The organism is Limnospira fusiformis SAG 85.79 (assembly GCF_012516315.1).
Lineage (GTDB): Bacteria > Cyanobacteriota > Cyanobacteriia > Cyanobacteriales > Microcoleaceae > Limnospira > Limnospira fusiformis.
In genome coordinates this window covers 1697811-1724483 of record NZ_CP051185.1, presented here as the reverse complement: position 1 = coordinate 1724483, position 26673 = coordinate 1697811, and the positions used below count along the sequence as shown (strand labels likewise).

General features: G+C 45.0%; 18 protein-coding genes. 1 reads left to right on the top strand and 17 read right to left on the bottom strand.

From position 1 onward, the window contains the following. Positions 1–4: 4 nt before the first annotated feature. Genes HFV01_RS08145 through HFV01_RS08125 form a run of 5 tightly spaced genes read right to left on the bottom strand, consistent with a single transcriptional unit; the run spans position 5 to position 8759 of the window. Positions 5–2458, bottom strand: a complete 2454-nt coding sequence (locus HFV01_RS08145) for a TIGR03986 family type III CRISPR-associated RAMP protein (RefSeq protein WP_193520989.1) — start codon at positions 2456–2458, stop codon at positions 5–7. After that, complete coding sequence (gene csx19, locus HFV01_RS08140) at positions 2455–3033, bottom strand: type III-D CRISPR-associated protein Csx19 (protein WP_187757910.1); 579 nt, start codon at positions 3031–3033, stop codon at positions 2455–2457. The genes HFV01_RS08145 and csx19 overlap by 4 nt, the downstream gene beginning before the upstream one ends. Then, entirely contained in the window at positions 3030–4577 is a 1548-nt protein-coding gene (locus tag HFV01_RS08135) for an RAMP superfamily CRISPR-associated protein (protein ID WP_193520988.1), read from the bottom strand. The genes csx19 and HFV01_RS08135 overlap by 4 nt, the downstream gene beginning before the upstream one ends. Before the next feature lie 3 nt (positions 4578–4580). Then, positions 4581–7016 carry an RAMP superfamily CRISPR-associated protein gene (locus tag HFV01_RS08130; protein ID WP_193520987.1) on the bottom strand — a complete coding sequence of 812 codons (2436 nt, stop codon included), beginning with the start codon at positions 7014–7016 and terminating at the stop codon, positions 4581–4583. A gap of 15 nt (positions 7017–7031) precedes the next feature. After that, complete coding sequence (locus HFV01_RS08125) at positions 7032–8759, bottom strand: Cas10/Cmr2 second palm domain-containing protein (protein WP_111890938.1); 1728 nt, start codon at positions 8757–8759, stop codon at positions 7032–7034. Between the two features lie 1027 nt (positions 8760–9786). Here HFV01_RS08125 and HFV01_RS08120 point away from each other — a divergent pair. Continuing rightward, positions 9787–9930, top strand: a complete 144-nt coding sequence (locus HFV01_RS08120; protein ID WP_008051070.1) for a hypothetical protein — start codon at positions 9787–9789, stop codon at positions 9928–9930. 205 nt (positions 9931–10135) lie between these two features. Here the strand turns inward: HFV01_RS08120 and HFV01_RS08115 are convergent, their stop codons facing one another. The 12 genes from HFV01_RS08115 to HFV01_RS08060 all read right to left on the bottom strand — a co-directional run bounded on the left by HFV01_RS08115 (position 10136) and on the right by HFV01_RS08060 (position 26659). Continuing rightward, positions 10136–12256 carry a protein kinase domain-containing protein gene (locus HFV01_RS08115; protein ID WP_006624630.1) on the bottom strand — a complete coding sequence of 707 codons (2121 nt, stop codon included), beginning with the start codon at positions 12254–12256 and terminating at the stop codon, positions 10136–10138. A gap of 16 nt (positions 12257–12272) precedes the next feature. Continuing rightward, a complete protein-coding gene (locus HFV01_RS08110; protein WP_231296351.1) occupies positions 12273–14198 on the bottom strand; it encodes a protein phosphatase 2C domain-containing protein in 1926 nt (641 codons plus the stop codon). A gap of 78 nt (positions 14199–14276) precedes the next feature. Further along, positions 14277–14828: a double zinc ribbon and FHA domain-containing protein gene (locus tag HFV01_RS08105; protein ID WP_006624628.1), complete on the bottom strand. Its 552-nt coding sequence runs from the start codon at positions 14826–14828 to the stop codon at positions 14277–14279. Between the two features lie 50 nt (positions 14829–14878). Next, on the bottom strand, positions 14879–16270 hold the full coding sequence (locus HFV01_RS08100) for a vWA domain-containing protein (protein ID WP_006624627.1): 1392 nt from the start codon (positions 16268–16270) through the stop codon (positions 14879–14881). Between the two features lie 12 nt (positions 16271–16282). Continuing rightward, positions 16283–16672 (bottom strand): hypothetical protein, encoded by a 390-nt coding sequence (locus tag HFV01_RS08095; protein WP_006624626.1) that lies wholly within the window; start codon positions 16670–16672, stop codon positions 16283–16285. Positions 16673–16702: 30 nt separating this feature from the next. After that, positions 16703–18169 (bottom strand): vWA domain-containing protein, encoded by a 1467-nt coding sequence (locus HFV01_RS08090; RefSeq protein WP_006670437.1) that lies wholly within the window; start codon positions 18167–18169, stop codon positions 16703–16705. A gap of 79 nt (positions 18170–18248) precedes the next feature. After that, positions 18249–19376, bottom strand: coding sequence for an ARC6/PARC6 family protein (locus HFV01_RS08085; RefSeq protein ID WP_318286218.1), 1128 nt, complete (start codon positions 19374–19376; stop codon positions 18249–18251). 69 nt (positions 19377–19445) lie between these two features. Beyond that, positions 19446–20399, bottom strand: a complete 954-nt coding sequence (locus HFV01_RS08080) for a hypothetical protein (RefSeq protein ID WP_187757697.1) — start codon at positions 20397–20399, stop codon at positions 19446–19448. Between the two features lie 48 nt (positions 20400–20447). Beyond that, positions 20448–21638 carry a vWA domain-containing protein gene (locus HFV01_RS08075; protein ID WP_046320897.1) on the bottom strand — a complete coding sequence of 397 codons (1191 nt, stop codon included), beginning with the start codon at positions 21636–21638 and terminating at the stop codon, positions 20448–20450. A 19-nt stretch (positions 21639–21657) separates the two neighbouring features. After that, a complete protein-coding gene (locus HFV01_RS08070) occupies positions 21658–22770 on the bottom strand; it encodes a hypothetical protein (protein WP_046320898.1) in 1113 nt (370 codons plus the stop codon). Positions 22771–22841: 71 nt separating this feature from the next. Next, a complete protein-coding gene (locus HFV01_RS08065) occupies positions 22842–24395 on the bottom strand; it encodes a hypothetical protein (RefSeq protein ID WP_193520985.1) in 1554 nt (517 codons plus the stop codon). Positions 24396–24466: 71 nt separating this feature from the next. Continuing rightward, positions 24467–26659 carry a hypothetical protein gene (locus tag HFV01_RS08060; RefSeq protein WP_193520984.1) on the bottom strand — a complete coding sequence of 731 codons (2193 nt, stop codon included), beginning with the start codon at positions 26657–26659 and terminating at the stop codon, positions 24467–24469. Between the last annotated feature and the right edge of the window lie 14 nt (positions 26660–26673).

Below are 26673 nucleotides of genomic sequence, written 5' to 3'. Positions count from 1 at the left end.
CTAATTAACGTTTTCTTTTCGGTTGATTACTTTTTGGTTGGGAGGATTTAGGTTGTGAAGGTTTTGCTCGTTCAGTTGCAGCAGATGTGGGGGCATTTCCCCGACCTTGTGCCGCTTTTTGATTTGTGCGAGATTTCAGAGGTAAGCTCTTGCCGCTCTCTAAACTCGGCAAACTCCAAAGATCTCCACCTTCATTATCTGTGAACCATTCATAGTTTTTCCCTTCCGGATCGACTTTTGCACTCGTGCGGGGATAGTGAATGGGAGAACCATCATTAAAACCTGTAGCACTTTGCAAAAAGGCAGCAATGAAAGATACCTGTTCAAAAGATTTACCGCTACCGTATGTTTGCTGTACTGCATTTTGATAGTCACGAATACAAGCAGATGGATCTAGAGATGTCGGAGTGATAGGAGTGAGCGATCGATAAAACTCTCGCCAACCCTGACCTGTTCGCCAATCGCTATTTTCTAGATCGATATCGAGCCGTACACTTCCAAACCCTAATGGCTTACCGCCTCCCAGTCGATGATGAGAGTTGTTGGGTAAGCTGAGGAGCCACAATAAGCCACCCAGTTCCACATTCGATAAATTGCTAACATCGATATCAAACGTAAACTCAGTTCCGGGATTAACCCAACCTGTGATTGAACGGTTCTGGGAATCTCGTTCATTCTCTCCACTGGGACGACGGTATTCTTGATAGTAGCCGTTAATATCATCTGTTCGATATTTAACAGGATTGTCCCAGTAGCCTTCTGGTAAGTGATTGTGATGGGGATAAACCTTGCGACCCCGCAAACCGCGATCGCGACTTTCGTAACCATGCTCTTTGTTTTGTCTTTTCTCGATCGCCTTACCGTTTTTATCCTCCGCACAGTAGAATCGCGTTTGTGCCGGTTTAGGCTGTCCGAGAATAGCCAGTGGAACTCCTGACTTGCCAAAATGAGCGATCGCTTTCTCTTTCGAGGTTTGACACTGAACGCTATGAACTCGAAGATGACCTTTATACGAGCCTTGGCCATTTTGTTTGACCCAGCCAAACACGCGATCGGCGGGTGAAAGTTCTTGTTTGTTTTCTGCGGGGTGCAAACTTTTCGGCAACAGGTCTTCCGGCTTAACATCGTACAGCCGTCGAGAAATTGTCACCGGTTGAAGCGCAATAATATCAGTATGGTGTAAATAATCAGGATCGTAACCTTTTTGAAGTTCGACATAACAGAGAGTCCCCTCTTGTAACTTCGCTTCGCTCTTCTCGTAAACATGACGCGACCAAGCCGTTTGTCCCGGTTTATTTCCTACATAAGCACTGGGAGATATTCCTTTTTTGTCACGCTCTGCCAGGTCTTTTTCGTGAGTTTTCTGGTAGTCAGCAATGAGATCTTCCCAAAGTTCAACAATGTTGTCGTTGACTTTTACCGAGACATCAGAGCCATTTTGAATAAAGACTCGCTCATTCTGCTTTCCGCCAATATTCGCACCCGTCACGCAAACCCAGCCAAGTTTCCAATCACCACCCGGAATATTGTCATCCCACCGTTCAATTTGGGTGACTTTACCTTTGCTGAGTTGAACGCGAACGCGATCACCATGTTGAGGTAAGCCTTTCGTTGAATTATACTTCAAGGCTTGATGCTTTTCTCCTTTATCAGGAGATTCTCCATATTTATCATAACGTGGTAATTTCGCTGCACCACCGATACAGCTAGACTCTTCTAAAATTCGCAAGTATAAATCATGTCCACGTTTCTCGACACGAGCAGGTTTTGCAGTCGTTCCTTCTGTCGCGGACATCCGATAAGCCAACCGCTTATCATGTTTAAAAAAGACTGAAAGCCGAGAATTTGTGACAGCCTCATAAGCCGATCGCAGCATTCCTTTAATCGAAGTGGGTGGCAAGTAAGGTTTACCATCTGCACCCAATCGCACCGGATAGGTTTTATGATCGTTGTTTTCCGTCATTTCCGAGGCATCGGGAATTAACAGTGGTGTGATCGTTTTGAGTTTGACTGAAATGCGTCCCGTCCAGCGATCGGAATGATAGCATCCGTGTCCGACTGGTTTGCGATCGCCTAATTCTGGATCGTCAGTTTTGCGAGGTGGTGCCGGAACAAAATTGTAGGGATTGTGGAAGTTCTTCGGATTCACATTCTTGGGAGCTTCTGAGGCTTCAGACGATGCTTCTGGGAGAGTATCCCGATCCCAAGGTTGACCTTCCTCACGCATTTTTAAGATGCGATCGCCCTCTTCTTCAAACAAGACTTTGACAGTCAATGTCTGCATCGTTGTTTTGACTTTTTGAAGGAGTGCTATGGAAATTTGTTCTTCAGGAATGCTGGTGAAAGGTTTCTGCACAAATTGTCCTTTTGAGTTTGTATAAGAAAACTCAAAACTTCTATTTGAATTTCCTTTTTTATTGATTTTAACTTTGACTTTGACGTTGCCAAGACTCATCATTTTGCCTCCAATTTAACTAAACGTTCGTCAACAACTGCAAAATTTCCAAAATCGTCAATCTCAGCGAAATACTCCAGAGAACAAAGGTAAACTCGCTGCTTTTCCTTCAGCTTCCCATCTAAAGGAATATCCAATTTACCAATCCGGGCTTCTGCCAGCCGTTGCCAGCCTTGAGTTGTGACAGTATGAGTTGCTTCTCCCCAGAGTAAGTATTGTTGTTTGAGTGGTTCACACGATTTCGATTCGATCAACGAGAATGCGTCAATCTTAACTTCGGATTCTGATAACAAGACAGCATTTACCTGGCCATCGTCGCAGTTTAACCATCGCAACTCGCAGTTTTGATTAAACACTCGCGCCTCAAAAACATCTTCTAAAGAGTTGGGAGCGATCAACTTACCATCCGAGGCTTTAAACTGAGTCTCGCTGAGTTGGGCAATCTGACAGCTACTCGGTGAGTACAAAAGCGCGATCGCACCTTCGAGAAATTGACTGCAAGATTGAATTGCTTCAGCCAGTGTCACATCCTGGTTACTTCTGTAAGTATATAATATCGTGTCTTTTGGATTGGTCATACTACCTCCTTCTGAGTTTGTTTATCAATCCAATTCTGCCATGATTGGGTCAATTTTTCCAACAATTTTTGATCCAGATTTGACAAATTGAATGCCACGGAAATTTCCCCTTTTAAACCTGGTAAATTATTGATGTCACCATTGGCGTTGAATTTCATGTCCGTCACCGCCACAGTTCCCATACCGCGATTCGTGCCGTAACCGATGGGAATCTTGCGGTTGGCGAAGTCTCGCAACACAAAAAGCAACAGTGCGATCGCCGGTTGAAGCAAATCTTCGTGATACTTATTTAATCGCGCCAAATCCACCTGCAAACCGATCGCCTCCCACTCCACGCCAATGGGTTCCAAAACACTGTAAAGCATCCCGTCCGCTGCGCCTCCCGTCCAGCGATCGACCGCAACGTGCATCGCCGGTTGGAGCTTTTCGTAAGGATTGCCATTACCTCCAACTACCTTTTGCAATTTGTTCTTTAAATTCTGGCTCATCTCGGTCGCATTTTCAACATTTGACCAAGCAGCCTCAGACATGGGAATTGTGGCATAACAATCGTCAATCGAAAGCATCCCGATCTGTCCGTTAGATTTCGACTTTCCGTTGTTTGATTTACCCAAATTCTTTTCAGCCGAGCCGAACAAAACATCGACCAGTGAAACTTGTAACTGTTTGTCAAACTGCACATCGGAAATGTCAATTTGACGAACTGTGCGGACAATGCGTTCGGCGTGAGCGCGAAGCACGCCCTTAATGGAACTGCCGGGAATCACGAATCGCACGCCGGAATCCACCTGACTCACCAGGGGCAGCATATCGATCGCAATTCCATCCCCCTCCGCTTTCACCATCACCGGATCGCGAGGTTTCCAGGCAATTTCAACGCTCAAGTTACAGGGAGATTGATATTCATGTTGAGCTTTTATGTCTTGCCAATTTTGAACTTCTCCCCCATTAATCAAGGTATTAAATAAACCCTCTGCATTGTTGAGAGATTGTTTTTCAATCTTCGGGTTGTGCAGTTGAACTCGTCCGAGTCCCCGGGTTTTTGCTGCACCGATGCGGATATCGCCCCGTTCGATCGCTTGCAATAGTTGCCAGAGTTCGGCAGGAGGTTCACCATTCTGAGAATCGAATGTAATATTGAGCGGAACTTTGACCCCTTTGGGCAAAATCGCACGACTGTATTTAAAGCGATCGGCTGCCGTTCCGGTTTGGCGATTTATTCCCACCCCTTCGCGGATTTCGATGGTCTTGTTCCCGGTAATTTCGGCATCATCAATGATTATGAAACTCGCGCCGTGTTGGTCGCTTTCATGGTCGCCCCAAATGTCTTTGATTTGTCCTTTATTCTCGTCGCCGAGTAAGCTATCCATCCATCCCCGAAAGGCTCCCGCCAAACTCGTCCCCGGAATGTAATAGTTGCCGCGACCGTTAACCGCTAAGGCTAAATCAGTATCCGCATCACCCCCTACACCACCCACATGGATGGGGGTTTTTGCTATTAATGTGCCACTAATTTTCCAGCGTGTTTTAATTTCTCGTGCCATGGTTTATGCCACCTCCTCAGATTGTTCTTTTTGTTCTTTTTCTAGGTCACGTTTGTGGCCGCGAATCATGGCATCAACCAAAGTCCGAACGGCTTCAGCCCATAAATCGGCTTTCAGTTTGGTTTTGCCATTGTCAGTGATAGTTAAGTCTTTCGATAATTTATCAACCTCCAATATTTGCCAAATTTTATCGAAGTCTGTCACAAGTTCTTTGATATCATTAAGACTCGTACCCGTCCATTTTTCTTTCCGATTTTCAACTTTTTTAATTGCCTCAATCCACCCAGTAACGGAATTTGACTTGTTTTGCTCGGTCAATTTCCCCATCACGGATCGCAATCCTCCCAGTTGACTCATCGGGGGCTGACTTTCTCCGCCAGAAATGCCAATTCCGAGAACTTCTTTTCGTTTTTGAGGATTGGCAGCAACGGCAACAGCCTGATTTTGAATCGCTTCTCGCCATGCCGCTGTTTCAATCAATCGAGCATAGTCAAAAACTGAATTTGAGACTTTCACGTTGTTACCAGAATTGGAGGATTTAGACAAAATGACTGACTTGGATTTGGTATTTTGGGATAATTGATTATTGCGCGTAAAACCTGATAGTTTTTGAGTCAATAATAGAGGGTCGTTAAACAGAATTTGTCCGTACCCTTCTGATCGGCGATCGCCTATTCCTTTCGCTTCTAATTCGGCGATTTTTTCGGGAGCGATCGAGCCTTCTGTTACATGATAAACGATACAACTTCCAGCTTGCCAACCCACCATCGACGGACGAGGCAAACCCCAGCGAACCTGCCAGGATTCCGTCCGGCGCTGACGCAGCATCATCGATAATAAATCGTCAATTTCACGTTCTTTGAGTTTGACATTCAACTCCCGTTCCAACGCTTTTTTGAAATCATCAGGATCGACGGTCGGATTGAGGCGATCGCCCCGCATCAAAACATCAGAAACAAACCACACATAAAGAAGATTCTGCTGACTTCCTGTAGTTGCTTGAATGGGTGTTGGAGACTCTACTTCAATAGCGATCGCGCCGTATTGGTCTTTTTTGGATTGTCCAATCCGAGTGTTTCCGGCTAATTTCTGGAACCAGTTATTATCTTTTTCAGCGAGATGTTTTTCGACACTAGCGGGAATCCTCAACTCGGCTCGAAATGTGAGTCCGGCGGGAATCGCTTCGTAACTGTAAATACCACCCACCTCGCGAGTCGGACGTTGAACTTCATCCATAATAGTATTGTGGGTGTACAACTCGAAATCAATTTTTTGATATTCCGGCAATTCGGAATTGTTAAATTGACCGATATAACCGCCTCGTTCTCCTTTGAATTGAGTGTCATTGGGTTCGGGTTCTTGAAAACGGTTGTAGACATTTTTGCCTTTACCCAAGCCACCATCGAGCTTTTCTCCAAACAGGCAAAATGGTGTCGGACGGCCCGCCACGCCATTAATTTCAATGGTGGCATTGGTAATAACGAGATGATTTTGAGCGATCGCCTGACTGACATTGAGTTTATCCCCGAGTTTTTTGTGCAGGTGGCGTAACAGATAGCGACCGGGAATATAATCGAGACATTCGACCACGTTTCCAACCGTTCGAGAGGGTAAAACTAGGGGCGATCGCGTTTCGATTTTGAGCGGAACTTTATACCAAATCCCATTTGGCACTAAGTTGGGTGTTTGTGTATAACTCGGCAATTTGTCAGGTTTACAATCCGGACGCTCCTTTATACCGGCATGATTTGTCTCCAGCCATTTCAGCCAATTTTGCTCTTTATCATCAACTTTAATTTCACAGGTTCCGACCCCTCGGCGACGCTTTCCTCCCAAGCGATCGACCATTTTCGCCCCCGCTATAAGCAGAGCATAGCAAACTTGTTGAACCGTTTGCAGTTCTGCTGGATCTTTGATGGATGTCGTTTCAGAAAAATTGAGTTCAAAATCTGCACTCAACACGGCATCCATGCGAACCACTTCTTCAAAGCGGAGAAAGTCCGGTTTCGCCGAACCCGTTTCGCCATCAATAGAAACGCCGGGTTTAATAAATGCGATCGCCTGTTGCAGTTTGGGTTTTTCCGACAAAGCATCTCGTAATTTTGTATCAAGATGTGCCGATTGAATTGAGAGAGAGGCGGGACGGGGTTCGGTTTCGATCGCACCTTTCGCCAGAGCCGGTTGATCGCCAAATAGAAAGTTAACCCAGTTATTCCATTTTCCAGACGAGCCTCCATCTAACGCTTGGGCGACTTGTTCGCAGCCATCGCGTAAAATTCCCGTCAAACTTTTCGCGGGAATGTAGGGTAAACCATCGGCATCCCGTTGCACGATGCTATCAATTTCACCTCGGCCGGAGCCGGAGCCAACGTGCCAATCACTTTTCATCGTGATGGTTAAAGTGAAGTTGTTAGGTACGGTTAGGGTCGTGTTACTCATTAGAAATTCTCCATTTTACTGTTCTGAGGGATGGGTTTGCTCATTCTTCAAAAATTCTTGAGCGTCGAGTGCATCGAGAAACGACGTGATATAAATGGTTTCTGTGCGATTGTCTTTTTCCCGAGTGGTTTCGTAGAAAAGCGATTTATTGTCCTCACTCTCAGCAAATTGATCGAGGTTATATCGCTGTCGGATTAGCGCATATTGAGCGTCTGCTTCATCTTTACCAATAAACAAAGCGGTACGGATGGCATGGCTTTGACTGCTGGAAATCGGGGGGCGATCGCTGTTTTCTGAATCTTTGCGATTGAGTAAATCGACGCGCTGACTCAGCCGTTCCCACTCATGTTTTTTCGCCCACTCTTTACCCTCGGCTGAACTGATATCGTCCATATCGCTGACAATATAGGGACGGTTGTAAAGCCGGGTATTTGAATCCCGTTCGAGTTTCTCGCGAATGCTGTCGAACTCGATACCACTGGTGTCATAAAGAATGTGGAAATCAATCGCCGAACATGGAAATGGCGTTTTACCATTCGAGTTCGGTTTGGTGACTTTGCGTTTCACATCTTTTGCGGATTTAATAAGGCTCTCCGCCAGTTCATAAGCAACCGAGAAGGGGAAATGTCGCTTGACAATGGAAATTCCCGCGCAGGCGGAAAGACGATTCACCCCGAAGGCTGCTTGAGCCACTTCAGCAATCTGTAATTTTTCTTGAGTTTGCTTTTCAAATTCTTGTAAGAAAACTCGCGTAAATTCGAGGGCGTGATAGCCATCACACACCACCGTCAAATCGTCGCCACCCACAATTAATGGCACGAGAGGCAAGTTTTCCTTTTTGGAGGGCAGCACCTCGATTGCCTGTTTAAAAGCTGCTTCGGTACATTCATCAAGTTCGAGGGAGAATTTTCGATACTTGTGAATATAGGTGCGATTGCTTTTGTCCTTGCCAATATAGTCTTCAAAATTTAGGAAAATCTGCCCCAGTCCATTACCATCGGCATGAACGATCGCCAACCAAGATGTTTCTTCCCGCTCGAACAGCTTTTCTAGTTTGTTGATGTCTCGCATGATCCGTGAATCCAGGTTTTGCAAACGCTCGATTGCTTTGGTAGAGGCTTCACGTTTGACATCACTCACCTTAGAAATAGGAATGAGCTGGTTTTCGGGGTTTTTATCAAGTTTGAAAGCGGGTAAACCACTCACCGCACAGTCCGCTATAATGGGAAGGCGAAGAAAGCGAGATTCTGGAGACGGACGGCGCGATCGCGTCTTTTCAAAACATTTGTGGACTTCGCGAATTGCTTCGGCGAGACTGTTTTCTTTTTGCCAATTATCAATCGTAACAAACACACCCGCAATATCTAAACCGGGTGCTTCTACCAGTGCTTTTTTTGTCACCTTGCTGATGATTTCCCGTGCCTTCTCTTCGGTTTTGGTTAATATTAGAGCTTTTCCTGACGTGGCAATGATAATTTCAGCTTGGCACTCATTTTTTTTAATGGGTGGATTTTTCTTCTCATCGCAGAGCATCTCCCGTAAGCGTTGAGAATTTGTCCAAACAGACAACAGTTGCATCTGATTGACTTTGGCAACGGCTTCGAGAATCCATTGAGTTCCCGCTCGATATGTCACCTCAGACGCGCCAATATTTTCTTTGAGTTTGTTAGTCGAAAATATGAAACCCTGATTGCCAGATGTTTCGATTAAAACCAGATAATAGGTAGAGTCTAGTTTAGCCATTATTGTCAATCCCCATCATTTTATATCGCTGTATTAATGTCACTTAAAACCATCTAAAATGCTGATTATCGCAGCCAAGTGACCCAGTATTGCAACCTGATCGCCCCTCCTCCAGCGAAAGTTCTAAAAAAGGGTGCTACAAAATGTGGGTCAATAGAATCTATAACCATTTCGGTGAGGCACTTTTACGCTTTTGAACCTAATGCTTAAACGCCTAATGGTATCCCCTTATTATTAAACACAAATCTACTTTTTTACTGTAAACTTTTCTAAACGTGATCCTCCCATTTCAGTGATCCTCAGTTAGAGATGGCCATCCGGTGGGCTGATCATCTATCTACCTATCAGCGACAACCACTAAATTTACGCAAATTTAGAAAAATTTAATTGAGCAATTGCCTCTAATGTCAGTGTAGAAGCCATTTACAGGGGCGATCGCTCCCCCTTGGGGGGCTTGTCCGATTGGAGATGTTCAGAAATACCGTTATGGTCGAAAGGGAAGTTGCCTTCCCCAACTCCAATTCCAAACCGTGCTTGCGAGTTTCCCAGCACACGGCTCCTGATGTGGATACCCTATTGTCAGTAGGAACAGGGCTACAACCCCCCGCTTGATGACTTCAACTTTCAAAGCTATATGTCTGCGTTAGTCTTTCAACTCGCTTTCGCCATTAAACTCTTACTTATTGCAGTCTCTATATCCACACCGTGACTAGTGGGCATATCCTAACCATTACAGTTAGGCATTAGCTTTCAGTCACATCCTTTCCCCTTAAAGGTATACGCTTACACTTTTCACGCTCTGCCGTGAGGCAGAGCCAATGAGGGGTTTAAACGTTCCATCTATGGGGGCATTCCATCTTTAGATTCGTCCTATCCACCGGGGTAATTTTAAAGGTCTGTGTAGGTAGTGAGTTGAAACTCCTACTTTTCCCCATACTCTTTTGAGCGCAGCGTGTCAACCTATTTCGCTACTTACTGATGACGATGGTTCAAGTCGGAACATTCAGATTTCCTTAGTCATGGGTGGTTGGCAGTGGTCGCATCTGGTAGTGGGTTCTACTTCACGCCTTCCGTTCCCCGCTTCAATCCTGGGGTTGTGATTCCCAAAACTGGGGGTGGCTACCGCCGTTACTCTCTACTCCCTGATTTCTCAGTTTGTCTAGGACCTTGAGTTCCCTGCCTTGTTTGGATTTTTCCAAACGTCGGGACATATAAACAGTTATGGGATGGTCAGGGTGGCGAATCCCTTATATTCCACCAAGGAGTGGAAGTCCCACTGGGAGGTTATTTCAGGCATTGCAGCCCTATTTCACTCCTCAACGTCTCGCACCAACCCTTTCAGTATAACCATCACTGGAAGAGCCCCCTTCCATTTATTATAATGGCAAATTGATAGCCTGAAACTTTGAGCGCAAATGTTGGGCTTGCTGGGGGTCTTGGCGGTCGTACAGTGTCACAGCCTGACGATAGGCTACTAAGACCTCCCGGGGCGATTTAACTTGACCGTCTGCAGTTCGCAAATTCAACAAAACCCAGCCCAGATTTCGATAAGCTGCCGCCAAATTGCGATCGCATTTAACTGCATTCTCCAAATAATTTTTCGCCTGATGCCACTCACCGCTGGCGGCTAAAACTGTCCCTAAACGATAACAAATCCAAGCATCTTTGGGTTGTTTTTGATATATTTTATTATACCAATCAGCCGCTTTTTGAAAATCTCCCAGATGTTCATAAATTAAACCTCCATTTCTCATCACCCAATCGGGTATTTCCGGACACTGACTTGCTAAATTGAGACTTTGACGACAAGATACATGATCACTTTTACGGTACTCATACCACGCTTTAAATCCTAAAGCCAAGGCATTATTGGGGACTTGTTGAGTGAAGGCTTGCAGTCGCCGTGTTATGTCACCAGACTTGTTGGTTGTCACTCGTTCTAAAGCGGCAATTGTGAGAGGATAAAGCCAGGATTTTAGGGCGATCGCCACCGAGGAGGGCTGCTGCTGAGATTTAAAAATTCCCTGGGTTCCCGCCTGAACTACGATTTTCCACTGGCGAAGATGGAAAGATATCCAAGCCTTAACCCCCAGAGCAAAACTAGAATTAGGATCTAGGTTTAATGCTTGTTGAATTGTCTGATCCGCTTTTTGCCAGTTTCCCTCTTTTCCCCATGCCCAACCTAGGTTAGCGTGCATCCAGGCTTGTTTTGGACTAAGTTTAATGCCATGCTGTAATTGTTGAATCGCTTGTTTCCACTGCTGGCTACGACAGCTAACTAACCCCAAAATGCCATAAATTCGACCGTCTTGGGGTTTAATTTGCTGGGCTTTTCTGGCAATACTATCAGCGCGATCGCTATGATGATATAATAATATAATCGCCAATTCTATGAGGGCTTCGGCGTTGTCTGGTTCTTGAGTTAAACAATTTTGATAGGCGGTGACAGCATCGGTTAACTTGCCTTTTTTAACACAAGTTTTGGCGGTTTTATGAAGCGGAGAAATCAGTTTACCATCCAGGGCATCGATAAAATCTTGGGCGGTTTGTATGCGTTCATTTACCCGAAATTTTAACCCGGTTAATATTACCTTTTGAATGTAGGGGCTAATATTAGGGTTGAGTTGTCGGGGGGGAACTAGAGGATCGGGTAAGTTATTAGAAATAGCTTGGGCGCGATCGGCTGAGTCGGCGGGTAATTTTCCTGTTAATAATTCGTACATAGAAGCACACAGGGCATAAATATCAGTGGAGGGATAGCGTTTGGCTTGGCTAGAATACTGCTCAAATGGGGCGTATCCTCTGCTTAAAATTACGGTCATATCTCCGGTTTTTCCAGCGATAAATTCTCGGGTAGTTCCAAAATCAATTAAAACGACACGATCGCCACTGCCAATCATAATATTGTCGGGCTTAATATCTCTATGCAATAAATTGTGCTGGTGAACAATTGTGAGTGCTTCAGCGACGGTTTTGGTATACTTAATCACTAGAGGCTCATCTAGGGGTTGGTGATTATTCAATAACAGATTGGATAGAGTTGAACCCTCTATAAACTCCATCACCATATAAATAGTTGAATTTTCTTCAAAGCAATCATAAACTTTAGCAATATGAGGAGATTTACAACGACTTAAATAAATAGCTTCTAATTGGAACTCATGAAGTTGTTTCTTTCGATCAACCGGGGTAATTGATAAGGGCCAGAGTACAGATGTGCCTTGTCTGCATCCATTTTCTGGCCACAACTCTTTGATGGCTACAGTAGCAGAATTAGCGCAGTAAATCCCTTTGTATGTAATCCCAAAACCGCCTTGACTTATAAATTTTTGGATTTGGTATTTGCCCTGTTTTAGCCATGTACCTGTGGGTAAATACAGTCCTGAGTTAGTGGGAGTAGTAGTGGTGCTAGTGGGAGTTAAAGTAGCTCCGCAGGCCATGCAGAAGCGATCGCCTGGGCTGTTGTCATAGGCACATGATGGACAGATGTTACTCATAATTAGTTACCGTCAATTAAATTAAAGTTTTTAAGGATTGTTCAACTCTGTTAAATTTAACAGCAATGGGAGTAATACTGCATCGTAATGCCAACAAAGTCGCGTTATCGGGTGCGTCTCGTTTTAGCACCAAATTAATTGCTTCATTAACCGCAGTTTGCAAGGGTTGAGATTGGCTAAAAATTTCGATAAATTCCTCATTACTAATTAAATCCCAGACTCCATCGGAACATAACAAAATTAGATCGCCATCTTGCAATTGAATATCGCTTTTCGTTTGCACGTAACCCGGGGAAAGATTGGGTTTCGAGCCCAAGGATTTAGTCAAAACATTGCGATCGGGATGTTCGAGGCTTTCTTCGGCGGAAATTTGACCGCTGGCGACCAGCAGCGCCACCAAAGAATGATCCTCACTCAACTGCTCAATTTTGCCGTCACTCACCCGATAAATGCGACTATCACCCACATGAGCGATCGCCAATTTTCGGGACTCTATCAAGGCTAAACTTAACGTAGTTCCGCCATTATGTACCGCCTCAGATACCGCCGAGTTAGCGCGATCGACAATAGAAATTAACCACTGGCTGCTGTTTTTTGAAATATTTTCTTCTTCCTGGCGAAATCCATCAATAACCGTTTTCACCGCCAAACGACTGGCTACCTCACCCGCGGCCATTCCTCCCATACCATCCGCCAAAGCTGCTAAAATAACCTGCTCAGATGCTCCTTGATTAATTTGAGCAATTCCGTAGCTATCTTCATTTTGGAGTCGTCGGGGAGACAGTCCCAGGGTAGATTCACTGGCGATTTCCCAATTGACGCGATCGCCCCCCAATAGTTTACGAGTTTCGATGACCAAACCTCGCAGTTGTGACAAGGAAAAACGCTCATCAGGAATGGCGGACAAGGAGATAGTTAGCAGTTGTGACAAATGGGGCATATCGCATTTTTTTACACCCAGAAAATCACTGTCTGGCTCTCTTCCATACAACCCATGATACAGTAAAGCACCAATGGTATAAACGCTGCTTTTTTCACTAGGAATAGGATGGGATGATAGTTCGGGGGCACAGTAATTTCCCATGACTCCCGAACTCATTGGGGTGTCTTCTGGGTAAACGCCAGTCAGGTCAAAACAGCGAATGGGTTGACCTATTTCTAACCAATCTGGGTTGATGTCGATCGCACACCAGTGACGTTGATGGAAATACCAGAATAATTGACAAATTGGCGTGATCGCTTTTAAAACTTCCAGGGGGTTCGGACTATTTTTTAACCACTGACTTAATACCCGCTCAGGATGGGGAAATTCGGTCAATACCAATAGGCGATCGCCTTCATCACCCGCTAGATTTTCTTCAGGATAATATTCAGGTTCCAGGTAATTTTCTCCCTCATCTGTCTCCGGCTCAGACCCTTCATATAAATCTTGATTATCCGTGATATTTTCCGCCGTATTTTCTAGGGTCTGATTTTCTTGATTTTCGGTTATGCTTTCTGCCGTATCTGCGGCGGTTTCTGTTTCATTTGTTAACTGCTCTATATCCTCCGAATTTTCGGGGATTTCCTCGGACCCATCAGGACTCGATAAAGTCGATAATTCGTGGTCTTGATGGGCAGTTAATTCCGGGGTGATATGGTCAGCTTCGATGGTTTCTTCTGTCAAGGGTTCTTGCACAATTTTAGACAGATCAGGAACCTGGATTTGAGCGAGTATGGGTGCAACCAAACTATAATCCGCCAAGGTTTCCCGCAATTGTAATTCTTGTTGCAACAAACCCGTTGCCGAACCCACTCGCAAAAGTCCCAGTTGAGGATGTTCACTACCTGCATTTTCCAGACTTACTTTAAAATAGTGAATGCGATCGTTGCTTTGACCCAGGTTGGCGGCAACTCTTACCACAAAATCTCCGATTTGTAAACAGGTATTTTCTGAAATCACGAGCCCATTTAATAATCCGTATAAGTTGAACCATAAGACAGGAGATAATCCCAGTTTTTTATCTCCTAATTGAGTCAATTAAAACTCAGAGTTTGCCCACACAAACTGAACTTTTCCAAAAGCAACCTCATCACCGGGATTAAGACAAGTTGGGCTAGTAATCCTCGCTCCGAAGCGACTTTGACCCTTTGGTTTAATGAAAATTCCATTAGTTGAACCCAAGTCTTTAATCATCCAATTACCCGCTTCCGGGTAAATTTCTCCGTGATGGCGCGATACCGTTTCTCCCCCGGCAAAGTTTTCTAAATCGATATCCACCGGCCCCATATCCGGGTCAAAAACTCCCACCAGTGCCACACCATCTAAACGAAATTCAGGTTGAGGTGCGTTAGCTTGTTTGGCGACCAGACGCGCAGTGGTAGCCGTAGGGAAAGTGAGGGGTTCGTTTTTGGGGAAAAGATCGACTTCCTCAAAGGGAGGGGTGAAGGGAAAAAGTTCGGGGCTGGAATTACTGACAGGTTCAGGGGGTGCGGGCACAGATGTGGCAGTGTTCAATTCTGTACCACAGACCTCGCAGAATTCGGCATCATCCAGGTTATCATAGCTACAGCTTGGACAAGTAATAGACATGATTTTATCTCCTAATAAAGGGCTAATATTTTAGTGAGAGTTGGAATCATTTATGATCCGGTTAAATTGCGAATTTGGTCTTCGGAAAGACCCAGTTCGGAATCGTTGCTCATTTTCACAGTTTTACCTTTGGCTCCCATTTTGACGGTTTTGCGGGTTCCAGAAGAAAGTTTGCGAGTTTTGCGGACTTCTTCAATGCCGACGTTGAGAGATTCAACCATTGCGTCGTTGCCAATTTTAACGGTTAATCGTCGGGCAGTTTCCAGCAATTCTGCCGCTTGTTCGGGATTTTGATCAGCGAGGTTGGCGGCGCGATCGACAATTCCACTGATATTTCGCTGCTGCACATATCCCATGACTTCCGGGTTGGTTTGGGCGCTTCCTCCCTGTCCTGCCACAAACTGAACGACTAGGTTTTGGGGGGGAAGTTCACCCCGCCGTTGCTTTCCCGGAATGTCGTAAGTCAGACCAAGTTGGGCAATACGAACCTTGGCTTGGCTATGACTTTCCAGGTCAAATTCTAATAGAAAAACCGTGTCATCATTGGCGATCGCACTTCCAATTAAATAAGGCTTTTTATCCAGGGCAATTTCAGCACTATCGGGATATACGCGACTAATTCGTGCTAATTTGACACCCTTGACTGTGCTGATATTTAACTTGAGGTTATTGATCACTTCCGATTGAGCTTGTTGAACTTCCTCAAAAATTGTATTAGGAAGTTCGGAAATAGGAATATCCGTGGTTCCGGTGTGGGTTTGTGTTTCCACAACATTAAAAACTCGGCCCCCAGTACGATCGCTCAAATACAGTAACAAATCCTCGTTATACTCGCCAACTCCCAAAGCTGTAATGGGGATTCCCGCCTCAGCGAATTGTGTCGCCAGGTCTCGACAATCGCTTTCATCAAAAGTCTGTCCGTCGGTGAAAATGAGAGTCCGGCGACTGCTGAGATCGCAGTTTTTCAGGATGTTTAAAGCCTCTTCCATTCCCAAAGCCATGCGAGTGCCGCCGCTGAAATTTCGGAGTTGACCGATCGCATTTTTCAAAGATGCCGTATCTGTCGATGCAGTCAGGGGAAGCAGGACCGACGCGGAGTCATCAAACCGGACTAATGCAATCCGATCGCGGGAGTCAGCTTGGCCGGAACTGACCAGACCTTCGAGGGATTCGATCACCTGGTCAATTTTAGTTTTTCCCCCGGTGACTTGTGTATATTGCTTTCCATCCAGGAAATAACTATTACCTGTGGGTATAGTCTCCTCCCCTTCCAAAACTTCATACATGGAGCCACTGGTATCGATCACAAAGCTAAATGTGGTCGAGGGACGACTGGCGGACACCTCCGCATTAGGTCGCAGTTTCAGCATCACAAATAGCTTTTGTCCAGCTTTATCAGCATTGAGAAATTCTAAGTGGGGGGTGATAGTAACGTTCAGCATGGTTGGTGAAATTTAGGTAAAATCCAAGGGAGGTAAAGCACCGCCTTGGGGTTCAATTTGCGAAAAATCGGGAGGGAATAAATCGGGAATTCGACGATCGCCCGAATCTTGTATTTGGTGGATCTCCTCGAATTCCAGGGCAGGTAAATCCAACGTGAGAGATGTGGTTCGATAGCCTTCTCGGATATCTTCTAGCCATGTCTGTATGATTTGTTCGAGGTTAGCATTGTTCAGGGCACAGGCGGTTTGTTGTTGCAATTGCGATCGCATTTTTTCACGCAATTTTGAATTAAAAATACTCTCCGGGTTGTTTTCCTCCTTTTCACTGATATTCAGATTATAGGATACTGGATGCGGGTCGGGTTGACTGGTGCTTAACAGGTAAAGTGTATATTGAACCATTTACATAAAATTAATCAAATAATACCTGATTTAAAGCCTTTCTTGAACTTCCAATATAATATCTCCAAACTGGCGGCGATCGCCATCATTTAGTTCTTGTCTAAATCGCTTCATTTTCCCAAATTTCGGATGCTGTGACAGAGCCGAGTCAAATTCTAAGATAATTTTACCATTTTCTAGGAAAATTTTGGCAAATTCTGCCGGAAATCCGGCATCTTTTGATAAGTAAACATGGGCATTTCGGGAACTGCCGATTTCGATGGGCTTTTCTCCCAAAGCAACCATCGTACATTCTTGGTTATTCCAGTGAACCAACAGCACTACAGAACCGGACAAGGAACTGTAAAATTGTTCGCTCAAGGCGATCGCCAAACCGATACAAAATCCCAAAATCGTCGCCCCTGCCAAACGCGCTAAAATCACCCCCGTCACAGATTCAAAAACCAGAAAACTTAAAGAACCAAAAACACCTCCCACCGACCCCGCTATCAGCGCATTTTTCCGAGGTAGATTAGGCACAAATAGAGACATTCCACCGCCGACGAGGGTTCCCAGTACCGTCCACCCCGTCAGCCGAGCCACCACCGACAAAACCGGAAGGTAACCACTGGGAAGAAACACCACTTGACCGACGGCTCCCCCGACGAATCCAGCCACCAAACCACCCCCACCTCCCCAACTCCCTTCTTGAAAAGAGAGGAGGCGACGACGCAGGGTGTAATTTTGTCCGATAATCAAGGCGAGGGAAGTTCCGATCGCCAAAAATCCCGTCCATACGCCTATACGAAAAACACCGAAAAAGAAGCCATAATTACCGCTTTCATCCGACTCGACCAATTGTTGTCCATATATCGCTTTTTCTGCCCCCCGGAAGGCACGATCAAGGTCGCCGAAGTTGGCATAAAACACCAAATCTGGATCGCCAGTTAGAGCGGTTAAGTAGTTGATTTGTGCGTCTCCCGTTCCCACCGCTACCAAATTAATTCCGGAGGCTCGGATTTGTTGGGCGATGGATGCGGCCATCGGCGGATTGTTGGGTACGCCGTCGGTAAAGAGTAAGATATTGGGAGTGCGATCGCTATTTTGGAGGACAGAAGTTGCCAGGTTGAAGCCTTCGCTGAGGTTAGTTCCTCCCCTGGCGGAAAGGCGAGCGATCGCCTGTTGTAGTTCCGTTTCATTGCGGGTAAAATCTGCCACCACACTCGCCCGGCTGGAAAATTCTACCACAGCTAAATCATGGCGTTTCAGGTTTTGTCGGCTCACAAATTCCGATGCCGCCGTTTGCACCTCCCGCAGTTTTTGGCCGCTCATACTTCCAGATGTGTCTATCAGCAGGACCACCGCTTTAGGCTTGGTGAGAAACCCCGGAGGTTGTCGAGTTAGATACAGCCATATTTCACCGAAAATTAGCGCCCCCAGCAAACATCCGGCTCCCCCACAGACTCCGAATAGCAGCGGTTTATATATTTTTTTGGTAATCATTGTTATATTTATCATGGTTGTTTCCAAGTTTAAAAAATGAAATTAATTTGATTTTCAAGTCTCAGCCATCGTATTCCCCGGAGCAATTGCCATATCAATTTACTGCTTGTCTTTCGTAAATTTTCCACCGTCCGTTATCCTTGACAAACCAATATCGATAGTTCCCTTTACTCGCACCAGATAGACGCGAATCAATTCCCCTTGGTGTATGGAATGTTCGATCTTCGTAGACAGTAACGATTAATTCTGGACGAGAGCCGGAAACCGAAAAAGAAACAACATTGATCACTTTTGATTCCCGATAGGTGTAATACGAGTTATTTTTGCGAAGCCAATCTATCGAACCATTAGGTTGTGTAATATTTTTATATAAAGGACCGGAAGTATATTGGCGAACTAACTGAAGATCGAAAGGAGCCGCAAAAATACGCCCTTTAGAACTCAACCATCTATTCACTAACGTTACCGCTTGCTCCTGGGTCAAGTCTATCTGGGGAGAATTCCTAGAAGTTTGAGTTTGAGTCGGTGTCGCTGTCCGTGTCTGGGTCGCTGTCGGTGTCGCTGTCCGTGTCTGGGTCGCTGTCGGTGTCGGTGTCGGTGTCGGTGCCGGTGTCGGTGTCGGTGTCGGTGTCGCTGTCCGTGTCGCTGTCGGTGTCGGTGCCGGTGTCGGTGTCGCTGTCCGTGTCGGTGTCGCTGTCGGTGTCGCTGTCGGTGTCGCTGTCGGTGTCGCTGTCGGTGTCGCTGTCCGTGCCGGTGCCGGTGCCGGTGGTGGTACTGCTGCCACTGGAGCCGACAAACTCATTTCTATCTCGAAATTTCTGGTTCCTCCGAGTGAGGCGACATGAACCGTATACCTCCCATTAAGAGGTAATTCATTACCCAATACTAAACTGTTATCTGGGGCGTAAATCCAAACACACACTCCCTCATTATAGCGATAACTTAATAGTTTGCCTTTTTCACCCGAAAACACAAAACCAGTATCCTCACCCGATCGCACAATTCCCGTTCCTTGAAAGTTTTGGCTATCTATGGCGATCGCCTCTGGATTCGACAAAGAACCACGGGGCATCTCCGGACATTCTAACGAGTTAGTCAGACTCTTAGGGAGATGGTTTAATACCTCCCTTGGCAACACCTCCGAGACAGCCTCGCAGCCCCATAATCCTCCTACAAATAGGATCGAGAACAACCGCATTAGTAGCTTTAACTTAATTATCATGGCATTTAATCCCCGGATTTCCATATATTTTATAGGGTTGATCTGGGCTATCGACTCATTCAGTCTCAATCAAGGTGCATTGATTACACTCGCTACTCCAACACTTGCTCCTGAGACTTGTTCGTTAACCATTCTGGCAAAAGCCTCCGCCCTTGAACGACTGTTAAATGAGGCAACTTGAATCAGATAATCATCATTGGCATGACGATATCTTCGATAGGCATCTCTACAAAAAATCGCTTTTGTTCTTTGTAAGTTACTTTCACTATCAGGAACGTTTACCGGATAAAATCTAATTGGATAGTCTGCCCGATTAGTTGGCAGTCGATCGCCACAACTTGATTTCGGAAAATCCGATCGCCTAAAGGGTGCGATCGCTGTTTCTTGCCTCTGAGGTCTAGGCGCGCGACCAGTATCATTGGCAGTTCTTTCCGGTCTTTGTCTTGCCGTTGATGTGCGTGTCTGGGTCGCTGTCGGTGTCGGTGCCGGTGTCGCTGTCGGTGTCGCTGTCGGTGTCGCTGTCCGTGCCGGTGCCGGTGCCGGTGGTGGTACTGCTGCCACTGGAGCCGACAAACTCATTTCTATCTCGAAATTTCTGGTTCCTCCGAGTGAGGCGACATGAACCGTATACCTCCCATTAAGAGGTAATTCATTACCCAATACTAAACTGTTATCTGGGGCGTAAATCCAAACACACACTCCCTCATTATAGCGATAACTTAATAGTTTGCCTTTTTCACCCGAAAACACAAAACCAGTATCCTCACCCGATCGCACAATTCCCGTTCCTTGAAAGTTTTGGCTATCTATGGCGATCGCCTCTGGATTCGACAAAGAACCACGGGGCATCTCCGGACATTCTAACGAGTTAGTCAGACTCTTAGGGAGATGGTTTAATACCTCCCTTGGCAACACCTCCGAGACAGCCTCGCAGCCCACCAATAACCCACCGCTCAACAGGAAAAAACCTAAGCGATATTTAAAGCATTTCACGGTCTGATTTGTTTTTGTTATGATACCCATTTTATACAGTTATCCTGAGATTGTCAAGTAACAATATAGAAACCATCATCAAAAATCATGCTCCGCCTCTCTTTTCATATAATTGCTCCAGCTCAAGAAAGGGATAACCCCTCCCAAAATCAGCACCAATAAGAGGATACCAGTCATAATTAAGCGTGTTTTCTGGGGAAGCGATCGCCCAAAAACCATCATCGTGTAAGTTTTCGGTGGCGTCTTGATTTGCTGATTATTAACCGTCACTTGTACCAAAACTTCGTGTTGCGTTCCCCGTTCCGCGTTCGGTTGCTGGAAAACAATCTCGTATTCTCCCAACAGGGAATCTAGGAAAAGTTGCAAGTTCCTGGCAATGTCATTGGCGTTTCCCGAAAATTCCGCAATTCCTCCTGTTATTGCCGCAATGGTCTGCAGGCGTTCAGGATCAACAAAGTCCCTTGCCAATTGGGGATTTTTATCAGCATCAGCTCGAGTTGCCGCTCGTCCCAAGTTATATTTTTGCCCCACCTGTTGGGGGGTTAAGCCATAGCCGAGAGTGTGAACAATGATGTTATTATTTCTCTCCAGTAAGGTAATTAAATTATCGAAATCTTGTTGTTCGTTCGGTTGATTGTGGAAGCCGTCCGAGAGGAGAATCACCGATAGCCGAGGTTCCGGTCTACCCGAATCTTCCGGAACGTAAAACCGTGGATCTTGCCGATTTCCCAGGACTCGGATCGCTTCTGACAACGGACCGTAAATATCCGTAGCTGCACAAAGTGTTTGCGCCGCCAGATAATCCAGAAAGTTGGTTTGTTTGATATCATTCGCCGGGAAAAATCTGGAGTCAATCCCCCGCTGTGTCACCTCGAAACCCGGACAGTTTGCGCCACCTTTCCCAAACGGAACGATCGCCACCTTCGTATCACCACCGCGATCGCTCATTTGTTCTAAAAATCGTCGCGTCGCCTCCAGGGCACCATCTATTCTTCGCTTTCCACTTGTATCGAGTTCGTTCATACTCCCAGTCAAGTCAACTAAAACCACAATCCAAGCCGGAGGAGGGGTGCTTTCTTGGGGACTTTGCCAAGATTTGATCCCGACGGGTTCATCATCTGTAATCACTTGAAAATCCGACTCCTGCAATTGCATGACCGGACGACCTCTCTCATCCCTGACTTGCAGGCGCAGGGTAACATTGTCATTGTTTATCCTCGGACGACCCACAATTTCCGCCGTTTGTCCGAAAACTGGGGACGCGATCATCAATGCGATCGCACTACCACTAAGCCATCGGATCGAAAAAGCGATTATAAAATACAAACCGGTAGAATTTCGGGACTTTAAAACTTTCGGATGGTTCGGTATAGAATGTAATAACATAGTTGTGTTTTAGTGAAACTTTACGTCGAGATCTCAGCTTGGTTCCGTTAATCGCAATTTTCAGGAATTGTCTCTTATGGGGCGTTAAAAAAGCCCGGTTTCCTTCGATTTTAATATTTGCCAGGTACGGGAGCAGATGGGGCAGATAAATATCCGCTTTGTTTTCTGATTTTACAGAAGAACCGATCCGAATCATGCCCCGCCTGGGTAGTTCGATTGACATCCCTTCTTCGATTTTTTCATCATCATCAAATTCGTCGTGCGATCGATAAGTAATAAATCGCAGCATCGAGGAATTGATTTTCGGATCATCATCTTCGCTGTCCTCATCCAAAACAGAAATATCTTGGTGATCTTCTTCCTGGTACTCAAATCCGCTTCCCGCCCTCAAAGCCGGCAGGTAAGTGGGGGAAGCATTCGTGATGGCAAATGCCACACCCAAACACAACCCCAACACTGCAAACCCCAACGGGTCTTCGTAGGGTTTAAAAGCCGCTGGCATCAGCCTTAGCAAACGCATCAGCTCAAAAATACCCGCCGCGATGAGACTGGCAATACTCGCCGCCAAAATACTGATAAATAGGCGCAGGTAAAAGCGTTTGGGGTTTCCCGCCTCCAGGCTATGAAACCGCCAACTCAACCCCTCAGCCAAACCCACCGAACCTCCCACCACCAACCAACCAAACACCCGAATTATCACCGGCGGAATTGCCAGGCTAGGGTCGAACAGAATTTGGGAAATACCCCCCGCTATTCCCCCCGCTATCAGTCCCACCATAAACGCCAACATCAGCGGAACTCGCAGCATCCGTACACTCAGTTTAGGACGGGTGGGGTTACTGATAAAAATCTCGTTGGTGACGCTGCCAATTGCCAGGGAAATCGCCATGCAGGGAAACAAGACAATTTCCGGAAACCCTTGCAGCCAGCCGAAATCGCTAAGGAACACCTGGGCGATATTCCACCCCAGCAAAGCAGATATTAGACCAGCCAGTATATAGAAATAGAGTCTCATAATGCACCCTTTCCGTTAACCAATCGAACCCCATAGCACAGGCATCCTGTCTGTAACATCATTAACATATTTTAGCCTCCATCTGGGTTTAAGCATTGATTTCTGATATCTTCCTCCAACCATCTTTGTGTTCGACCATCTTTCTCAATCACGCCATCAGGAGTATTTGCTCCTTTGGATTTCTGATATTCCTTAATTGCGTCACTAAATTCTTGCCATCTTTCGTTATATTTACCGATTTCTCCATATTGAAAGTTGTGGTCGATTCCTAATATTTGTCTTACACAAAATAAAACTATATACTCGTTATTATCCTGTACATTCTCGGGAATACCTATGCTATTTAGAGTGTTTGGTGGTAGTTGATTTATGTAATCAGTTAAATTAGTAATCATTGCCTTGATTGCCTCATGTGTTCTGTTAAAACGTTCTTGATTTTCAGGACTAATTTCCGTCCAAGTCTCTTGGTTCTTCGTGTCTGTTGTTGATGCCTGTGCAGATTTTAATTTTTCCTCTAGATCGGCTATTTTCTCGTCCATACTTGCCTGCAAATCCTTCTCATACAGAGATATCAACAAACTATTTATTAACAATATTGTTGTTAATACTATTGCACCTAATAATAAACCTATTACCATCCCTCTTATAATCAATCTTAAATTGTCTGTGACCAAATAAGTATCCCCATATAAAGCAGAATGGATATGGTCGAGCAATCCCTTTTTGCGAATTAGCATCATCTCAAACAGGTTGCCTTGTTTAATATGTCTTCTGGGAAATACTTGGCTAAATATATTTGCAGGAACCTCACCGGTTGAGATTTGATAAAAAATGGCGGCGAAATCTGGCTGCCCCACTTCTTCAAAGAATTGAGCTAAGGATAAATAGTTCTTGTCAGTTTTGCCGGGATATCTCCAAAAAGGCTGTAAATTTGTTAAGAAGTTATGCTTTTCTTCTGGGTAATCTTTGATGACTCCTGGTTCCGATAAATCTGGTATTTGGGTGAGAGCATATACCAAATCTTTGGTGAAATACACGCGGTAAACCTGCGACCAAAACCCATCCTTTTGGGTGAGTAATAATTTAGTCGCTTTAACAAGTTTTGGGATATCAAATTTGTAATGCACTAAACCACGGAGTTTATGTTGAATTTTGCTGTCGGATGGGGAGAATTTTGGTTTGGTGATTAAGCGCGAGAGAAGACTATAAATTCCGTCCTTAACATTTCGAGTCAGACATTGCAAGCCGTGGATATTCTTTTCGTACTCTGTGACAATCGATGCCTGCAATTTCCGGCAAAATTCCCAACAGTCATCCGGCTTGGGGGCGGTTTGCATCCAAATCAAAAATTCCGGCAAGAATTTCGGTATCAGTAGGGCTTTTAAGGTCAACAGCCTAACCATCGGTTCGGAGTATATTTTGTCTTGGTAGGCTTTGGATGCTCCTCGACTATCTAAGAGTTTGTTCCAAGATTGAGCATCCATTTGGGGATGAAATAAAGCGATTTCCAAGCTGTTTATGTATTCCGGTTGTGTGCGGAAATTCATGATAGCTTTGACCGCCTTTTTAATCTCATTTTTATCCAAATTAAATGGAGAATCAAGCATATAAACAGAGAGTGTCATAATGTACTGTTTCCGTTAACCAATCGAACCCCATAGCACAGGCATCCTGTCTGTAAAATCATTAACATATTTTAGCCTCCATCTTGGTTTAAGCATTGATTTCTGATATCTTCCTCCAACCATCTTTGTGTTCGACCATCTTTATCAATCACGCCATCAGGAGTATTTGCTCCTTTTTTTTCCTGATACTTCCAAATTGCGTCACTAAATTTTTGCCATCTTTCGTTATATTGACGGATTTCTCCATATTGTAAGTTTTGGTCGATTCCTAATATTTTTCTGACACAAAATAAAACTATATACTCGTTATTATCCTGTACATTCTCGGGAATACCTATGCTATTTAGAGTGTTTGGTGGTAGTTGATTTATGTAATCAGTTAAATTAGTAATCATTGCCTTGATTGCCTTATGTGTTCTGTTAAAACGTTCTTGATTTTCAGGACTAATTTCCGTCCAAGTCTCTTGGTTCTTCGTGTCTGTTGTTGATGCCTGTGCAGATTTTAATTCCTCCTCTAGAGCGGCTATTTTCTCGTCCATACTTGCCTGCAAATCCTTCTCATACAGAGATATCAACAAACTACTTATTAACAATATTGTTATTAATCCTATTGTACCTAATAATAAACCTATTACCATCCTTCTTATAATCAATATTAAATTTTCTGTGACAAAATAAATCCCTGCATCTAAAGCAGAATGGATATGGTCGAGCAATCCCTTTTGGCGAATTAGCTTCATCTCGAACAATGTTCCTTTTTTAACATTGCCCTTTCGAGATAGGCTGTAAAATATATTTGCAGGAACGTTACCCGTTGATATTTGATAAAAAATGGCGGCGAAATGTGGCTCCTCCACTTCTTCAAAGAATTGAGCTAAGGATAAATAGTTCTTGTCAGTTTTGCCGGGATATCTCCAAAAAGGCTGTAAATTTGTTAAGAATTTCTGCTGTTCTTCTGGGTAATCTTTGATGACTCCTGGTTCCGATAAATCTGGTATTTGGGTGAGAGCATCTGCCAAATCTTTGGTGAAAGACACGCGGTAAACCTGCGACCAAAACCCATCCTTTTGGGTGAGTAATAATTTAGTCGCTTTAACAAGTTGTGGTATATCAAATTTGGAATGCACTAAACCACGGAGTTTATGTTGAATTTTGCTGTCGGATTTGGAGGATTTTGGTTTGGTGATTAAGCGCGAGAGAAGACTATAAATTCCGTCCTTAACATTTCGAGTCAGACATGGCAAGCCGTGGATATTCTTTTGGTACTCTGTGACAATCGATGCCTGCAATTTCCGGCAAGATTCCCAACAGTCATCCGGCTTGGGGGCGGTTTGTATCCAAATCAAAAAGTCGGGCAAGAATTTCGGTATCAGTAGGGCTTTTAAGGTCAACAGCCTAACCATCGGTTCGGAGTATATTTTGTCTTTGTAGGCTTTGGATGCTCCTAGACCATCTAAGAGTTTGTTCCAAAATTGAGCATCGATTTGGGGATGGGCTAAAGCGATTTCCAAGCTGTTTATGTGTTCGGGTTTGACGCGACCTTTTATGATGGCTTTGATCGCGGTTTTAATCCCCGCTTCCCCAGAGATAAATACGGAATCACGGGGACGACGGGCTAAAACTTCCTTGAAATTGTTTTCCGCTTCGGAACTGGCGGGATAAATTACTTGGAAATACCAGGGATTTTCTAAGGCCGCTACATTATAAGCCCAAGAATAGTCCTGGCCTTGTCGTTTCGCTATCTCGTTTAATATCAAATGCGTACAGCGTTGTTTATGGGGAATAACGATGGGTGGCGATGAGTCTAAATATTCTGCCAATTTATCTAATGAAACAGGCTGTGAATCCGGGTTGAAAGGGTATCCGGTTGACGGGGGTTGGTAATCGGGATCGAAGACGAGAGGATCAACTTTATTCGACGATCGCGAAATCATCGATCGCAAAATTGCTTCGATATAGTCCTTTCCCTCACACCAAAAATAGCGGTATAGCGATAGGCCCCGCCCGCGATCGTCCCGTCCCCGGCTGACGACGGCTACCACGGAATATCCCCCGACTTGTCGCCCCACTATCGCCGGATGATCTTGGAGGCCCCCTTCTGACAAGGAAAATTCGCCACTAGAAATGGCATTTAATATCTCCGGGGGAATTTCACGGGTACAATTCATGTACTTTCCGGTAAATCCCCCCGATTCCCACCCTCCATCGGAAGTTCGTTTCACTTCAATTCCGGTACTAAATTCGTGAATGTAGATCATCGTCATGGCTGTGAAAAGAT

Bases quoted from the DNA above. Each gene is read 5' to 3' on its own strand.
- csx19 (WP_187757910.1), bottom strand. From the start codon at position 3,033: ATGACCAATCCAAAAGACACGATATTATATACTTACAGAAGTAACCAG.
- HFV01_RS08105 (WP_006624628.1), bottom strand. From the start codon at position 14,828: ATGTCTATTACTTGTCCAAGCTGTAGCTATGATAACCTGGATGATGCC.
- HFV01_RS08065 (WP_193520985.1), bottom strand. From the start codon at position 24,395: ATGACACTCTCTGTTTATATGCTTGATTCTCCATTTAATTTGGATAAA.
- HFV01_RS08100 (WP_006624627.1), bottom strand. From the start codon at position 16,270: ATGCTGAACGTTACTATCACCCCCCACTTAGAATTTCTCAATGCTGAT.
- HFV01_RS08095 (WP_006624626.1), bottom strand. From the start codon at position 16,672: ATGGTTCAATATACACTTTACCTGTTAAGCACCAGTCAACCCGACCCG.
- HFV01_RS08145 (WP_193520989.1), bottom strand. From the start codon at position 2,458: ATGATGAGTCTTGGCAACGTCAAAGTCAAAGTTAAAATCAATAAAAAA.
- HFV01_RS08060 (WP_193520984.1), bottom strand. From the start codon at position 26,659: ATGACGATGATCTACATTCACGAATTTAGTACCGGAATTGAAGTGAAA.
- HFV01_RS08085 (WP_318286218.1), bottom strand. From the start codon at position 19,376: ATGATAATTAAGTTAAAGCTACTAATGCGGTTGTTCTCGATCCTATTT.
- HFV01_RS08130 (WP_193520987.1), bottom strand. From the start codon at position 7,016: ATGAGTAACACGACCCTAACCGTACCTAACAACTTCACTTTAACCATC.
- HFV01_RS08135 (WP_193520988.1), bottom strand. From the start codon at position 4,577: ATGGCACGAGAAATTAAAACACGCTGGAAAATTAGTGGCACATTAATA.
- HFV01_RS08090 (WP_006670437.1), bottom strand. From the start codon at position 18,169: ATGATAAATATAACAATGATTACCAAAAAAATATATAAACCGCTGCTA.
- HFV01_RS08125 (WP_111890938.1), bottom strand. From the start codon at position 8,759: ATGGCTAAACTAGACTCTACCTATTATCTGGTTTTAATCGAAACATCT.
- HFV01_RS08080 (WP_187757697.1), bottom strand. From the start codon at position 20,399: ATGGGTATCATAACAAAAACAAATCAGACCGTGAAATGCTTTAAATAT.
- HFV01_RS08115 (WP_006624630.1), bottom strand. From the start codon at position 12,256: ATGAGTAACATCTGTCCATCATGTGCCTATGACAACAGCCCAGGCGAT.
- HFV01_RS08075 (WP_046320897.1), bottom strand. From the start codon at position 21,638: ATGATCGCGTCCCCAGTTTTCGGACAAACGGCGGAAATTGTGGGTCGT.
- HFV01_RS08070 (WP_046320898.1), bottom strand. From the start codon at position 22,770: ATGAGACTCTATTTCTATATACTGGCTGGTCTAATATCTGCTTTGCTG.